The 17,657-nt window shown below is 44.7% G+C and carries 4 protein-coding genes; all 4 read left to right on the forward strand.

Features of this window, described 5'->3' with window-relative positions; all coding sequences use genetic code 11:
• The first annotated feature begins 72 nt into the window (after nt 1-72).
• Nucleotides 73-2,259, forward strand: a complete 2,187-nt coding sequence (gene topA, locus ACFW2W_RS25695) for a type I DNA topoisomerase (protein WP_378184606.1) — start codon at nt 73-75, stop codon at nt 2,257-2,259.
• Between the two features lie 1,010 nt (nt 2,260-3,269).
• The gene (locus tag ACFW2W_RS25700) at nt 3,270-7,484 is read left to right on the forward strand and encodes a beta-ketoacyl synthase N-terminal-like domain-containing protein (protein ID WP_378184607.1); all 4,215 of its coding nucleotides are present in this window, start codon (nt 3,270-3,272) and stop codon (nt 7,482-7,484) included.
• 80 nt (nt 7,485-7,564) lie between these two features.
• Nucleotides 7,565-9,979, forward strand: coding sequence for an SDR family NAD(P)-dependent oxidoreductase (locus tag ACFW2W_RS25705; RefSeq protein WP_378184608.1), 2,415 nt, complete (start codon nt 7,565-7,567; stop codon nt 9,977-9,979).
• Nucleotides 9,980-10,514: 535 nt separating this feature from the next.
• Nucleotides 10,515-17,411 (forward strand): PfaB family protein, encoded by a 6,897-nt coding sequence (locus ACFW2W_RS25710; protein ID WP_378184609.1) that lies wholly within the window; start codon nt 10,515-10,517, stop codon nt 17,409-17,411.
• Nucleotides 17,412-17,657 lie beyond the last annotated feature (246 nt).

Below are 17,657 nucleotides of genomic sequence, written 5' to 3' on the forward strand. Positions count from 1 at the left end.
GCTTATACCCTAAAATGCCTTGCTAAGTCATCCTTCTTAAAGCAAGAATTAAAAATTTTTGGAGGACAGAGTATGAAACTTGTTTTGATAGAAAGTCCTGGCAAACGGCAGAAATGGCAGAAAAGCCTTGGTTCTGGCTACCGAGTAATGGCAAGCGTGGGTCATGTTGTTGAGCTGGCTAAAGACGGGGAAGATGCACTGGGATTTGACCTATCAGGCGATCGCGTTACTTGTCGATTTGTCCCTCGTGGCGACCGAGGCAAAAAGGTTCTCACAGAACTGAAACAAGCCGTCAAATCAGCAACCGAAGTGATATTTGCAACAGACCCAGACCGGGAAGGCGAGGTAATTTCTTGGCATCTAGCACGAGAACTCAAAGTTAAGAATCCCCGGCGAGTGGTGACGAGCGAGATTACAGAAACTGCGATTAAAAAAGCTATTAACAAACCCCGTCCCCTTGACCAGAATCTAGTAGATGCAGCTCTTTTGAGGACGTGTCTCGACAAGCTCGTTGGCTTCAGAGGCTCCCCTCTAGTTTGGTCGCTCAAAAACGGAGCCAAGTCAGTCGGTCGGGTTCAAAGCGCTACCTTGCACCTGCTATGCGATCGCGAGAGAGCGATTACAGCCTTCGTCCCTGAAGATTACTGGTCTGTTTACGTTGACTACGCCGAGGGTTTCCGAGCCTTTTATGCAGGACAAGTCAATCGCTCCGATGAGCCTGAAGTAGAGGAAACCGATGATTCTGAGTCTCCTGACCGCAAAAAAGCCGCTGAAGGAACCAGAGTGACCACACAAACTCAGGCGGATCAACTGGTGGCGACAGCTAAGAGTCATCCTCATCAGGTAGTCAGCACACAAGGTAAAGTGAGTTTCAAAAAACCACCCGCCGCATTTACCACCAGTTCCCTTCAGCAAGCAGCAGGAGCGCGTCTAAAGCTGAATCCAGAGAAGACAATGCAAGTGGCGCAAAAGCTGTACGAGCAAGGATACATCACCTATATGCGTACAGATAGCCCAACTTTATCTGAGGAGTTTTGCGCTTCGGTGCGGAAGTATCTGGAGCAAAATGACCCAGAGAATGTCCCTGAAACGGCGACTGTTCGCAAAAGTGCAGCACTTTCCCAGGAAGCACACGAGGCAATTCGACCGACAGAGATTACCAGGCTACCATCCGTAATTAAAGCAGAGTTAACACCAGAAGAAGCTGGGTTGTATGACTTGATCTGGCGACGAGCGATCGCTTCTCTATGCCAAGCAGCACGACTCCTGAAGACGAGAATTGTCACGAAATCTGGTAGCGTCACTTGGCAAGCTTTGGGTCAGGTGCTACAGTTTGAAGGCTATCTGCGCTACTGGCGGGATATTGGTTCAGACCAAGTGTTGCCGACTCTGAAAGAGGGACAACCGCTTACCTGTACCCATGCGGGTGCCGATCGGAAGCAGACGATGCCACCATCCCGCTATTCTGAGTCTAAGTTGGTTCAGGTGATGGAGAAACAGGGGATAGGGCGTCCTAGCACCTATGCCCCGACTGTAAAGACTTTGAAAGAGCGGGAGTATGTGGTTCTGAACAAGGGGTTGCTCGTTCCTACCCAGCTAGGGATGGAAGTTGATGAGTTTTTGGGTCGGGTGTTACCTGAGCTGATTAGTGCAGATTTTACGGCAAAGATGGAGCGGGAATTGGATGCGATCGCTCACGGTAAGCTGGACTGGCAAAAGTATTTGACTAGCTGGAACCGCGACTATTTTGCCCCAGCGCTAAAGAAAGCCGGGGCAAAAATTCCCTCTTCTATGCCGACTGTAACGAATCAAAGTCGAGTTAACGTCACTCAACCTGTTAATGAACCCACTGATACTCGGTCTGAACTCACTAATATTCGGTGTCCGAAATGCAAACATCCGATGACGAGGGTTTACTCGAAGTCTAAAAAACTCCAAACAGACCATTTCTTGAGCTGTGATGAGCGTAATCATGGCTGTGGTGCTGTGATGTTTTTTAACGTGTCCACGCTAGAGTATGAATTGCCTGACTCTAAGCGCAAAAATCCGCCGCGTCCTAATACGCCTTCTCAGCATTCTTGTCCGATTTGTGGCTCTCCCTTAGAGCGTTACAAGTACAACAAAAATGGTCAAGATAAGGTGATGTTGCGCTGCTCTAACTCTAAAACCAGACAAAATAAATGTAAAGAAGTAGCATTTTTTGAGAGTAAGAAAGGTAATTGGTGGTCGCCAAAATTTGGCGAGATTGGAGCGGAGTAATCCAGTAATAATGTGTAGGCGTAACTATTGTTTGATTGCTTGATTCACAGACCGTCCTGATTGAAGGACGTTGTTTGCTTGATGGTTTAAGAGTCTTGATTGTACGCAATCATTAAACTCAAGTTTTCACTAAAAAATAAACGCCAAGCCAGTCCGCCAATTCCTCAGCGCGAATCGCATTTCTGCTGGAGAGACATTATAAACTACAGCACAAATATTCACAAGAAACGGGGGCATTGCAACACTTTTGTAATTGCCCTTACACATAGCTGGAGATGAAATAGCTAGGTGTAAGCACACTTTGATTGGCGTAAGAGTTAATAACACCACATTTTTTTTCAAGTTTCTACTCATATATGACAATAAATACAGCTATTAAAACGAAAATCAACCTTATTTTTGCTGTAACACTTACTAAGTCAAAAACTGCATTTTCTGGCTTTTCCCGTTTATTTATAAAAACGAAAATCGAAAAGCAATTTACCTAGATTTTGTAACTTTTGCAATCAGAAAATCTAAAAAACACACTTTTTTACGTTTTCAAATTTAAATTATAAAAAACTGAAACCTGTAGCTCTAGCGTACTTACGATTCTAAATTAGCAATTTTAAATACTCTAACTTTTGCTGTACCTCGGTTTTAACCCCTAAAAATTTTTTTAACTCGATCCCTTAGCTTTATACCCTGTAACCAAGGCTTGGTAAGGATTTTTGAAAAAATAAGGCTATTTTAGCATAAAAAAGGTATTGTAACAAAAATTGTTAGAATAATTAACTTGCTTCAAGGTACTGAAATTGCTATTATTTAAATTCCTGTTTTACCCATCTCTGTGCAGCCTACAAAGCTTTTGCCCATGCTGAGAATATGGAGCTGGGTGTACCCACCCATGTAAAAATAAACAACAAACTTCCACAGGTTTAACTTGAGTGGATATACAACTACACTAAAGCGGAATAACTTGGTATCATAACCCTTTGAACCAGGAACGTCACAAGAAGTCAGGTTGAGGAATGAAGTCTGATAAATCATTGATAAACAACAAAATTAAACGGCAGCTGCAACAAACACCTGTGGCGATTATCGGAATGGGTTGCATTTTTCCGCAAGCCAGGACTTTAGAAGAGTATTGGGAAAATATCGTTACTAAAATCGATTGTATCTCTGATGTTCCTCCCTCGCGCTGGCGGATTGATGACTACTATGACCCAGATCCCAAGGCACCAGATAAGACCTATTGCAAACGAGGCGGATTCATCCCGGATATTGATTTTGATCCGATGGAATTTGGGCTACCTCCCAATATTCTGGAGGTGACAGATGTCGCCCAAATGCTCTCGTTGGTGGTTGCCAAACAGGCAATGGAAGACGCTGGTTACGGTGAGTCCAGGGATTTTAATCGGGGACGCACGGGGGTCATTCTGGGTGTGGGTGGAGGGCAAAAACTGATTACACCCCTAACCACCCGTTTGCAATATCCCATTTGGGAGAAGGTTCTCAAAAGCAGTGGTGTATCTGACGAAGACACCCAAAAGATTATCGAGAAAATCAAACTCGCCTATATTGGCTGGGAAGAAAATTCTTTTCCAGGCATGCTGGGTAACGTGATTGCCGGACGAATTGCCAACCGGCTGGATTTAGGAGGAATTAACTGTGTTGTAGATGCAGCCTGTGCCGGTTCGTTAAGCGCCCTGCGGATGGCGCTGAGTGAATTGACCGAGTATCGTAGCGACATGATGATTGCGGGCGGTGTGGATGCCGACAATTCGATCTTCATGTATATGTGCTTTAGTAAAACGCCTGCCTTTTCTAAACAAGAGAATTCTAGTCCCTTCGATATAAATTCCGACGGGATGCTGTTGGGTGAAGGCATGGGGATGATCGTACTCAAGCGTCTTGAAGATGCCGAACGAGATGGCGATCGCATCTATGCCGTCATCAAGGGAATGGGCACCTCCAGCGATGGCAAATCTAAAAGCATTTATGCCCCCCGTTCGGAAGGGCAAGCTGTAGCGTTGCGTCGAGCTTATGAAGATGCTGGATTTGCACCCTCAACAGTCGGTCTGATTGAAGCTCATGGTACAGGAACCATCGCTGGCGATCCGACAGAGTTTGCAGGCTTAAATGAAGTTTTTAGCCAAAACAACCCCCAAAAACAATATATTGCCCTGGGGAGCGTTAAGTCTCAGATTGGACATACAAAAGCAACAGCAGGTGCAGCGAGCCTCATCAAAACGGCTTTGGCTTTGCACCACAAGATATTACCCCCCACGATTAATATCACCCAACCCAACCCTAAACTTAAAATAGAAGACTCACCCTTTTATTTGAATACCGAAACCCGACCCTGGATTGGCATTGATGATGAAACGCCAAGAAGAGCAGGAGTCAGTGCTTTTGGCTTTGGAGGCACGAATTATCATGTCGTCCTGGAAGAATATCAAAGCGAACATCAGCAGGCTTATCGTTTCCACAGTACGCCAGCGACAATTCTGCTGTGCGCTCCAACAGTAGGAGAATTATTAGCTAAGTGTGAAACCATAGAGTCGCAATTGGCAGGCGATGGCGGCACACAACATTACACAGAACTTGTCACCGCTGCTACTTTAAAAATTCCCGTTGCCTCAGCCAGAGTGGGATTTGTCGCCGCCTCAGCCACAGAGGCGCGTGAATTATTGCAGATTACGATTGACTTACTGAAAAACAAGGCAACAGCCCAATCGTGGGAGCATCCCAAAGGAATCTATTACCGCAAAACTAGCCTGAACCCCCAAGGGAAGGTAGTGGCGCTGTTTTCGGGGCAAGGTTCGCAGTATTTGGAGATGGGTAAGGAACTCGTCCTTAACTTCCCTCAACTTCGCCAAGCCTACAGCGATATGGACAAATACCTGGGCAAAAATGGGTTGCCAGCTATTTCCCAAGTCGTTTTCCCTTGTCCTGTTTTTGACAACGCCCAAAAGGATGCCCAAATTGCGGCATTGCAAAAAACCGAAAATGCCCAACCAGCAATTGGTGTCTTTAGTTTTGGTCTCTACAAGATTCTAGAACAGGCAGGGTTCAAGCCTGATTTTGTGGCAGGGCACAGCTTCGGGGAACTGACAGCGCTTTGGGCGGCGGGCGTTCTGAATGACGAGGATTACTTTTTCCTCGTCAAAGCCAGAGGTCAAGCGATGGCATTCCACGACGATCCCAAAGTCGATACAGGCATGATGCTGGCGGTGAAAGGGGATATCCATAAAGTCAAAGAAGTTGTCGAGAATTTCCCCAAAATCACCATTGCTAACTGGAACTCTAACAATCAGGTGGTGTTAGCGGGAGCAAAGTGGGAAATCGCCAAAGCCCAGCAGAAATTGGAGCATCTTGGGTATTCGGTGGTTTTACTACCCGTTTCGGCAGCTTTTCATTCACCGTTTGTCGCTCACGCTCAAAAACGGTTTGCTGAGGTGCTGGATCGAGTCACTTTCAATCAACCTAAAATCCCGGTATACTCCAATACAACCGGAAATCTTTATCCAGACAATTCCCATACCATCAGGCAAACCTTAGCTGCACATATTCTCAATCCTGTCCATTTTAAGCAGGAGGTTGAAAATATTTACGCAGCTGGGGGATATTTCTTTGTTGAATTTGGACCCAGGAATATCCTGACCAATCTGGTGAAGAATATCCTTGAAGATCGACCCCATTTGGCGATCGCTTTGAATGCCAGTAGCAAAGGAGATAGCCAGCGCCAGTTGTGCGAAGCCTTTGTTCAGTTGCGCGTGGCTGGCTTGCCTTTACATCACCTCGATCCTTACCTAGTTAAACCAAAAACATCCAATTCTCAGCAAAAGAAGAGATTGAATGTGCCTTTAAACGGCGCTAACTATGTCAGTGAAAAAACCAAAGCTGCTTTTGAACAAGCTTTGCAAAACGGACACCAAATCAAGGGAAATCCAGAAAGGGAAAACAGGAATGGGAAATCGACACCGGAGCCGAAGAAATCTTCAGTCCCGAAACAAACACCACACATAGTCCCAGCCCCTAGTCCTCAACCCGTAATTCCCTTAGTCAAAATGCCAAAGCCGATACCAGTTCCACCCGCAACCAAATCAGAGGCGCAACCAATGCCACAATCTTCTCTAAATAACCAGGGTCTTCTAGAAAGTTTAGAGCGCAACATGATGCGTTTTCACGAGCATCAAGCTGCAAGCCAGCAAGTCCACGAACAATACCTGAAAAATCAGCTGGAATATTCCCAAAGATTTTTCCAGCTCATGCAGCAACATTATTCCCTTTTGGGCGCTAGCAATGCTGCGAATGGGTCAGTTGTGAATGGTCAGGCGTCAATAGCGCCGGTTCGGAACTTTGAACAAGGGCAGAACGGACAAGGGACTGATAAACCACAGTATTCGGTTGTTGCCCCCACTGCTACGACTGTCGTGCCGACGCCGGATAATCTGGTGGTTTCTGGGCTAGCCGCCCCAGAGACCGTCCCTACATCGGTGCCAGTAATTTCCCAACCCGTTTCCAGCAACGGTTCGCAGCCAGCCCAGGTTCGCCAAGTAGAGACAAACAGCCTGCAAAATCAAATCGCTCAAGTAGAGCAGGCAGAAGTTGCGCCATCTTTCATCGAAAAGAACCCTAGTGCGTCCGTAACAGCGCCGGTGGATTTGACCCCCCTGATCCAATCCTTGTTAGAAGTGGTCAGTGAGAAGACTGGCTACCCCACGGAAATGCTAGAGCTTTCGATGGACATGGAAGCGGATTTGGGGATTGACTCGATCAAGCGGGTGGAAATTTTGGGAGCAATGCAGGAGTTATTCCCAGATTTGCCGCCGGTGAATCCAGAACAGTTAGCCGAACTCCGCACCCTCGCTCAAATTGTTGAATATATGGGCAACAAAGCTCCATCAATAGAGGTGGAGGTTTCCTATCCAACGTCGGCATCAGCGAAGGCAGAAAACGGATTTGTCTCCCAGGAGAAGGCGAATGCTCTGATCCAATCCCTGTTAGAAGTGGTCAGTGAGAAGACTGGCTACCCCACGGAAATGCTAGAGCTTTCAATGGACATGGAAGCGGATTTGGGGATTGACTCGATCAAGCGGGTGGAAATTTTGGGAGCAATGCAGGAGTTATTCCCAGATTTGCCGCCAGTGAATCCAGAACAGTTAGCTGAACTTCGCACCCTCGCTCAAATTGTTGAATATATGAGCCAGGAATCGCGGGTGGCTGAAAAAAAAACTTAACCCCAGAATGGCAGCAAGCTGAAAATCACAAGATTCAACGCGGTCGGGCGAGGCTCCAACCTCTGAGTGAGGCAGATTATTTGGATTTTACCTTGCCCGATCATCACATTTGTTTGCTGACTGATGACGGTAGCCCTGCCAGTATCAGATTGGTCAAGTCTCTTTCAGACCGAGGGTGGAAAGTGGTTGTATTAAGCTTTCCCGAATCTGTTATTGCCCAACGGCTACCGTTACCTGGAGGAATTAGCCGGGTGGTGCTGGCAGATTTGAGCGAGGAGCATTTGAAACAACAGCTGATGGCGATCGCTACCAGTTATGGTCCCATCGGCGCGTTCATCCATCTGCATCCGGCAATTGGGCATTTTTCAGATAATTTGCTTAACATCCAATCAGAAAAAGCCATCCTCAAGCAGATTTTTCTGATTGCCAAACACCTGAAAAAATCCCTGAATGAAGCAGCACGCAAGGGACGCAGTTGTTTCCTTACCGTAACCCACCTGGATGGGGAATTTGGTGTGGGACAAAAAACCGATAGCGTTATTAGTGGAGGTTTGTTTGGCTTAACTAAAACCCTAAACCTGGAATGGGAACGGGTGTTTTGTCGTGCTATAGATTTAAGTCCAGAACTGGATGCAGAATCTGTCGCCCAAACGATTATCGCCGAACTTCACGACCCCAATCGATTGCTAGTAGAAGTTGGGTATAGTTCGCTTGGTCGAAACACCATTGTCGGCGATATGTGTGCCGTTTCTCGGAAAGTTAACGGTGCAAATAAAATAACTCCATCTTCAGTGTTTCTCGTCAGCGGTGGCGGACGCGGAATCACAGCACAATGTGTTATAAAACTAGCGCAACGCTACCGTTGTAAGTTTATCCTCCTCGGTCGCTCAGCCATCAACCCGGAACCATCATGGGCAAAAGATTGTGTTGATGAATTTGAGCTGAAAAAGCGCATCATGACAGATATTGCTGCACGAGGAGAGAAACCCACCCCAGTCAAAGTCCAAAAGGTACTTAAGGCGATTTCAGCGCAACGAGACATCGCCGGAACGCTGCAAGCGATCGCGATCGCTGGTGGTCAAGCAGAATACCTCAGCGCAGACATTACCGACGCGATCGCTTTACAGGAAAAACTAACCCATGCAGTCCAGCGTTTCGGAACCATTACAGGAATCATTCATGGCGCTGGTAATTTGGCAGATAAATTGATTGAGAATAAAACGGAACAAGATTTTGAAGCCGTTTACTCTGCCAAAATTAAAGGCTTGGAAAATCTCCTAAGTTGTGTCGATGCGAATCAACTTGAGCATTTGGTGTTATTCTCTTCAGCCGCAGGATTTTACGGGAATACTGGTCAAGCAGATTATGCGATCGCTAACGAGATTCTCAATAAATTTGCCCATCACTTCCAGCGCCAACATCCCTCTTGTCATGTAGTTTCCTTCAATTGGGGACCGTGGGATGGCGGGATGGTTACGCCTGAGTTGAAACAGATTTTTGCCGAACGCAACGTTGAGGTGATTCCCGTTGAAGTGGGAACTCAGATGCTAGTTGACGAACTAGATTTTGGCGAACGGAAAACGGTACAAGTCTTGGTGGGTAGTCCTTTGGTCGCGGCGTCTGGAGAGTTAGATTCAGAACTGCGTACTTACCAAATCCGTCGAAAATTAAACCTGAAAGCGAATCCCTTTTTACAAGATCACGTAATTGGCAATCAAGCAGTATTGCCAACCGTTTGTGCTTCTGTATGGCTTGCTAATGTTAGCGCCCAGCTATATCCTGGTCACAAGTTTTTTAGCTGTGAAAACTACAAAGTCTTAAAGGGAATTGTCTTCGATGAAACCTTGGCAAGCGAGTACGTTTTGGAATTGAAAGAAATAGAGAAAAGCCAAGAAAACGGAATTGAATTGTTGGCTATTATACGCAGTGAAGTAGCAGGAAAACCCCGCTATCATTACAGCGGTCAAATTAAGCTTCTGAAGAAAATTCCAGAAGCTCCAACTTATGAATTTGACCAAACTCAAAATCAAGAGTTTTTGTTGCTGTCACCTTATCAGGATGGCACCTTGTTTCATGGGCCAAGTTTTAAAGGGGTAAAACAAGTCTTAAATATCACCCCAGAAACACTGACGATGGAATGCGTTCTACCCAAACTTGATGAAAAGCAGCGGGGACAGTTTCCCGCAGAAACATTCGATTTTGTAGCCGCTGACGTGCAATTTCAATGTATGTTGATTTGGGTAAGGCATTTCTATCAAGCAGCTAGTTTGCCTTTACGGTGTCAGCATGGTGAGCATTTCCAATTTATCCCAGCAGGCGAGAAATTTTACGTTTCTATGGAAGTCGTTTCCAGCAACGAGGCTAAGTTGGTAGCAAATATTACTTCCCACGATATTCAAGGCAAAGTCTACTCGCGAGTATTTGGGGCGGAAGTTACGATTAGCAAACAATTAAATCGCCTGTTTGCTAACTCAGAAAAGATAGGAGTTAAGTGAAGTAAAGCCCAAAGACAAGTTCCGGGTGCTGTAGAAGCGATCGCGCATCAGTTATATCTACGAACGGGATTGATAATGAAGCTCTATCAATCCCCCACCCCGATGTTGCCGCCTCCCTTGAGCAAGTCCTGCCGCCCCCAGAATGCGAGTTAAAGCAGATGGAGGTAACTTTTATCCTGAGTGGGATTTACTGGGGTATGCTCGGCAGTTCCGCTCAGATCGAATTTCAAGAGCTTGGAGTGAGGCTGACTCGCCCATCAAAAAAGCATCGCCCGTTTTCCGGCTGCAATGCAGGCTTTTAGAGAGCAGATACCGCAGATATAGCAATCCTACGTGAAATCATCGGTTCCTGGGCTACCAGTTTAAAGCATGACACACACAAGAAGCTGTCTCCCTGGCTACTGTCCCGTTTTAGGTTGGTAGCCAGTCTCTTTTTCACTCTTCCTTTGTGTTCTTGCTGTCTTTGTGGTTCAATAACAATTTATAGGTAAATTGCCCAAATCATTTCGGGATTGCTATATTTCAGGGATATAGAATGCAAAAAATTGCAATTATTGGTTTATCTTGTCTATTTCCAGGTGCAGAAAACCCAGAGGAATATTGGCAAAATCTAATAGCTAAAAAAGATTTAAAAACTTTAGCGACTGAAGAGCAGATGGGGGTAAATGCCCAATGTTTTTACGATCCTGCCAAAGGAAAACTAGATAAATACTATTGTATGAAAGGAGGTTATATCCGAGACTTTCAGTTTGATGCCAGCGGGTATCAGATTGAGCCGGAATTACTAAAAAACTTAGACAAGCTTTATCAATGGCCTCTCTATGTTTCAAAACAAGCTTTACAAGATAGCGGTTATTTAAACAATATATCAGTATTGCAAAAATGCGGTGTAATTCTGGGCAACCTGTCCTTTCCTACCCGCTTTTCTCACCGTTTATTCGCACCGATTTATCATAAAGTTCTCGATTCAGCACTTCAGCAACTTTTACAAAAAGAATCTTTCCGGTTAGAGAAATCATCAGGCGATACATCAGCCTTGAATGGCATGATGTCCGGATATCCAGCAGCAGTTATTGCCCAAGCTTTGTCTCTATCCGGTATAAATTTATCCCTGGATGCAGCTTGTGCGTCATCGCTTTATGCGATCAAACTAGCTTGTAATTATCTATTATCCGGCAAAGCCGATTTAATGTTAGCGGGTGCTGTGAGTTGCGCCGATCCGTTTTTCATTAATATGGGATTTTCCATCTTCCAAGCTTATCCAGAAGATGGGATATCGCATCCTTTTGATAAGTCATCAGGAGGACTGGTTGCTGGAGAAGGCGCAGGAATAGTTGTCCTGAAACGATATAGCGATGCGGTGCGAGATGGCGATCGCATATACGCCACAATCTGCGGTATTGGCTTATCCAATGACGGAAAAGGCAAATTCGTCCTCAGTCCCAATCCTAAAGGACAAATCTTAGCATTTGAACGGGCATATACCGAAGCTGGAATTACTCCCAACAGTATCGATTATGTTGAGTGTCATGCCACTGGTACTCCTGTTGGAGATATCACCGAACTCAACTCGATGGAAGCCTTCTTCGGTCAGTATCAAACTGCACCTCTGATTGGTTCTGTTAAGTCCAATTTTGGTCACTTGCTGACTGCTGCGGGTGTTGCTGGTTTAATCAAAGTAATTTTGAGCATGACCGAAGAGGTAATCCCGGCGACAATCGACGTAACCGATCCTCTCAGTTCGGATAAAGGCGCGATCGCTGCTAAGCAGATGGTCACTTCCGCTACACCTTGGCCTCACCAACTACCTACAAAACGCGCCGCCGTTAGTGCTTTTGGCTTTGGTGGTACCAATGCCCATTTAATTTTAGAATCTTCAGAGGCAACGGTAGCAGAGACGGAGTATTCCCAATCCCCAATCCAAAACTCATTAGCGATCGTCGGCATGGATGCCTTCTTTGGCTCCTGTAACGGCTTAGATGCCTTCGAGCGCACTATTTATGACGGAACGCAGCATTTCATCCCCGTTCCGCCTCAGCGTTGGCAAGGCATCGAAGAGCATCCCCAATTACTTCAAGAATACGGCTTAGCAAACGGCGAAGCACCTTTGGGAGCATATATCCAAGATTTTGAACTCGATTTTCTCAATTTCAAAATACCGCCCCGCGACGAAGATCAACTGATTCCTCAACAGCTATTAATGCTAAAAGTGGCTGACAACGCCATCAAAGATGCAAAACTTGCTCCTGGGGGAAATGTCGCCGTAATTGTGGCAATGGGTACAGAACTTACCTTACATCAATATCGCGGTCGCTGTGATTTATCTTGGCAAATCAAAGAAAGCCTCGAACAAGCGAATATTTCTTTGCCTCCTGAAAGGATTGCCGAACTGGAAACTCTTGCCAAAGATAGCTTGCATCCTCCAGCGCAAGTCAACAGATACACCAGTTTCATCGGCAATGTGATGGCTAGCCGGATTTCCGCACAATGGGATTTTTCTGGCCCTTCATTCACCATTTCTGCCGAAGAAAATTCAGTTTTTAAAGCTTTAGAAGTCGCCCAATTACTTCTTTCTAATGAGGAAGTAGATGCTGTAGTCGTCGGTGCTGTCGATTTATCCGGTGGATTGGAAAACGTATTATTCCGCCATCAATTAGCCCCCATCAATACAGGAATTAATACCCTCAGTTATGATGAAAACGCTAATGGTTGGATGGTGGGTGAAGGCGCAGGTGCTGTAGTTTTAAAGCGGCACGAAACAGCCAAAAAAGAGCAAGATAGAATTTATGCCGTTATTGATGCTATCAGCTTAATTCAGGATAATGCTAATAATAAATCGACGAGCGATCGCGTAGTCGCACAAGCTGTAGAGCAAGCTTTCAATTTAGCAGGAATTAAACCAACAGACATCGGGTATCTGGAAGTTTTTGGCAGTGGCGTAGCGCCGGAAGATGAAGCCGAAATCACAGGTTTGCTCTCTACCTATCAGACTTCCCAACCCAACTTAAGTTGTTGCTTAGGTAGTGTCAAAGCTAACATTGGTCATACCTATGCCGCTTCCGGGATGGCAAGTTTAATTAAAACTGCCCTCTGCCTATATCATCGATACATTCCCGCTACTCCCCAATGGTCTAGTCCGAAAATGCCGCAGCTTTGGCAAGGCAGTCCTTTTTATGTTGCTACGGAATCGAGAACTTGGTTTTTAGAACCCGAAGCATCTAAGAGAGTCGCTGCAATCAACGGTTTAGGAATAGATGGCACCTATTCTCACTTAATTCTATCGGAAGATTTGAGTCAAACAGAGCGCCACAGTAAGTATCTGGAACAAACGCCGTTCTATCTATTTCCCCTCACAGCTAATCATCAATCTGCTTTACTTGAACAGCTTAATTCGCTACAGAATATTATTGAAACTGGTAACGATCTATCAGTTGCAGCCACACAGACCTTTACTGCTTTTGGACAATCTCCCCAGGCGACTTATACGCTAGCGATTGTCGGTTCTAATAAACAGGAAATCCTGCGGGAAATTCGCTTAGCGATCGCAGGTATCAACAAAACTTTTGAAACAGGCGGAGAATGGAAAACACCGCTTGGCAGCTATTTTACAGCGAAACCTTTAGGAAAACAGGGTAAAATTGCCTTTGTTTACCCCGGTATGGGGAGTTCCGATCTTGGACTGGGACGGAACATCTTCCAGATGTTTCCTAAAGTTTACGATATCTTCTCAACCCTGACTCCCGTTCCAGGTCAGGTAATGCACGAAAAAATACATTATCCCAGGAGTTTAGAGAAACTTTCAACTCAAGCACAAGCAGAGAAACAGGCAGAATTTTTCGGTGATGGAGTCACCATGTGTCAAACCGGAATCAGTTTGGCAGTGCTATATACTCTGATTCTCAGAGAGTATTTCCAAGTCCAACCCCAAGTCGCATTTGGATATAGTTTGGGTGAAGCTAGCGGTATGCTGTTTGCCTTGGGAGTATGGAGTGATAATTATGGGAATTTAAGTGAAGTATTCACTTCCTCTCCTCTATTTAAAACCCACGTATGTGGTCCCTGTTTAGCAGCACGTAGGTTTTGGGGGTTATCAGAAAGCGATCGCTCGGAGAAATTCTGGATTTCCTATGTTCTCAAAGCACCAGTATCGGCAGTAAAGTCAGTTCTAGCGCGTGAAGAACGTGTCTATCTGTCGTTTATCAATACTCCAGAAGAAGTAGTAATTGGTGGAGATCCGAAAGCTTGTTTAAGAGTTATTGAAACTCTCAAATGCAGATATTTTCCCATCAATTTTGATAGCGTATTGCACTGCGAACCAACAAATGCTGAGTATGATGGACTGGTTGAACTGCACTCAATTCCCATTCAAAATGTACCCAATATTCAGTTCTATTCTGGAGTAGATTACGCTCCTCTTAAGCTGGATACTAATTATCTTGCCCATAACGCCGCCAAAATTTGCTGTCAAACGGTCGATTTCCCTACACTTATTAACAGTGTCTACAAAGATGGTGCCAGAATCTTCGTCGAACTAGGTGCTGGTAACAACTGTTCCCGATGGATAGGTGAAACTCTCAAACAAAAAGAGCATATCGCCATGTCCATAAATACCAAAGGCGTTGATGACCAGATTGGCGTAGTCAGGGTTTTAGCAAAACTTCTGAGTCACGGTGTCTCTGTGGATTTGTCCCCACTTTATTCCCTAGCACCAGAAAAATCCATCCAACGTCAATCAATTGTTAAAAAAGTCACTTTGGGTGGAAGCCGAATTTATTCTAAAATATTGACCGCTGAAAATTGTGAAATTTTCCAAAAAGAGATAGCAAACAGGAGTGATAAGTCAAAAGTCATGACAATAGCCAAAGACCAACAACAGACAAATAACAATCAAAAACAAATGATGAAAATATTTCAGCTACAAATAGCTGTAGCCGAACAATTATTGAATCAAAATATATCCGTTAAGAACAATGGTCAGCTAGCCCCTGCAACTTCAAATTCTCAGCCGAATCATTACACAAAGCCTTCTAATATTGTTTGGGATGAAGCAGATTTGCTGGAATTTGCTGAAGGGAAAATTTCCCGTGTCTTCGGTCAAGACTATGAAATTATCGATTCCTATTCGCGGCGAGTGCGGCTGCCAGTTCCTCCCTATCTCTTGGTGAGCAGGGTTACTAAACTTGATGGGGAAAAAAATAGCTTCAAACCCTCTTCAATCACAACCGAATACGATATTCCTCAGAATGCTTGGTACGCGGTTGATGGTCAAGTTCCTTGGGCAATCAGCGTAGAATCAGGTCAATGCGATTTATTATTAATCAGCTATCTAGGAATCGATTTTGAAAATAAAGGCGATCTGGTTTATCGCTTGCTTGATTGCACCCTGACGTTTCTAGATGATTTACCTAAAGAAGGACAAACCCTGCGTTATGACATCCGCATAAATTCTTTTGTACGAAGCGGAGATAACCTACTATTTTTCTTTAGCTACGAGTGTTTCGTCGGGGAGAAAATGATCCTCAAAATGGACGGAGGCTGTGCTGGATTCTTCTCCGACGAACAACTCGAAAATGGAAAGGGAATTATTGTTTCCGATAAAGAACTTGAAGAGCGCAGCAGGATTCGAAAGCAAAAGTTTGAGCCTCTGCTAATCTGTCAAAAATCAAGCCTTGATGAGTCAGATATGTTACACCTCACCGAGGGTAATATTGCTGCCTGCTTAGGAGACCATTATTGGCAAAACGGCTTAAATCCCTCCCTGCGCTTGCCCCCAAAGGCAATGCTCATGATCGATCTCGTTACATCAGTAGAACCCACAGGAGGGGCTTGGGGTTTAGGTCTAATTATCGGTGAAAAAACTCTCGACCCGGATCATTGGTATTTCCCCTGCCACTTCAAAGACGATCAGGTGATGGCTGGTTCCCTGATGGCAGAAGGTTGCGGTCAATTGTTGCAATTCTATCTCCTCTATTTAGGATTGCAAACCTACACTGTCGATGCCAGATTTCAACCGATTCCAGGTTTGCCACAGGTGGTACGTTGTCGGGGACAAGTTACTCCGATTTCTGCAAAATTAATTTATCGGATGGAAATCACTGAAATTGGCATTACACCAAAACCTTATGCAAAATGTAACGTTGAAATCATCCTGAACGGCAAAATTGTTGTTCACTTCAAAGACCTGGGCTTGCAGTTATCTGAAAAGAATCCCAATCAATCAATTCCTGTTGAACAAGCGATAAAACAATCTCTACAGCAGACTGAATTGCCCCGGAAACCAGCCTTATTAAATGAAGAGCAAGTCACCGAATTTTGTCTAGGTTCTGTTGCTAAGTGTTTTGGGCCAGAATTCGAGATTTATGACAACGGTAGCGTCAAAGCTTCGCGGATGCCTAATACTCATCTCAATTTAGTGCATCGCGTTTTGGAAGTGAATGGTAAACGCCATCAACTAACAAAAAATTCCAGTATCGTCACCGAATATGACGTTCCCCCGGAGCCTTGGTATTATCGCCAAAACTCATCTCCGACGATACCGTACTCAATTTTAATGGAGATAGCTCTACAACCATGTGGTTTTCTTTCTGCTTATTTAGGAACCACTTTGCTGTATCCGAATCAAGACTTGTACTTCCGCAATCTTGATGGACAGGGTCGCATTCTCAAGGATATAGATATCCGAGGAAAGACGATTACTAATACAGCGCGATTGCTTTCTTCATCGAATATTCAAGGAGTAATCATTCAAAGTTTTGATTTTCAAATGGTTTGCGATGGCGAACCCTTTTATGAAGGAAATGCCGCATTTGGTCATTTCAGTCCCCAATCTTTGGCAAATCAGGTAGGACTGGATCGCGGTAAGGATGTTCCACCCTGGTACGAAACTGAAAATACCACTGGACTACCTAAAGCAAAAATAGACTTAAGGAGTCAAGAAAGTAGAGCCAAGTTTTATCGTATTAATCAGGCTCGACCACATTATCGTCTCGCTCACTATCAGTTAGACCTCCTCAATGAAGTACGAATTATTGAGGGAGGTGGAAACTATCAGCAAGGCTACATCTATGCCAGAAAAGAGGTAAAGCCGAATGACTGGTATTTCAAATGTCATTTTTACCTTGACCCTGTCATGCCAGGTTCATTAGGAATCGAGGCAATTTTGCAAGCGATGCAAGTTTATGCTTTGCAATTTGATTTAGGAAAACAATTCAAATCTCCCCGTTTCGTTCAACTCATCGACCATCAAATAATTTGGAAATATCGCGGACAGATTCCTCATGGTCATACCGAGATGTATTTAGAGGTTCATATTTCCAAAGTTGATATTACCCCAAACAAAGTCACCCTAATCGGTGATGCCAGTTTGTGGAAACCCAATCTGAGAATATATGAAGTCAAAGACATCGCTCTTTGTTTAGTTGAGTCTGATTAAAATCTACCAAACTCACACTACGGTTCAGTTAGGGTTAGAAAATCCTCTCCCTGTGTAGGTTGGGTTGAGGTACGAAACCCAACTACAATCTGCTATAGCAATGTCACATTACGGTTCAGTTAGGGTTAGAAAATCCTCTCCCTGTGTAGGTTGGGTTGAGGTACGAAACCCAACAAGAGTAAGCATTTGTTGGGTTTCGTACCTCAACCCAACCTACAATCTACAATCTAAAATCTGTTGTTGACT

The organism is Coleofasciculus sp. H7-2, assembly GCF_042747725.1.
Classification (GTDB): Bacteria; Cyanobacteriota; Cyanobacteriia; order Cyanobacteriales; family FACHB-T130; genus FACHB-T130.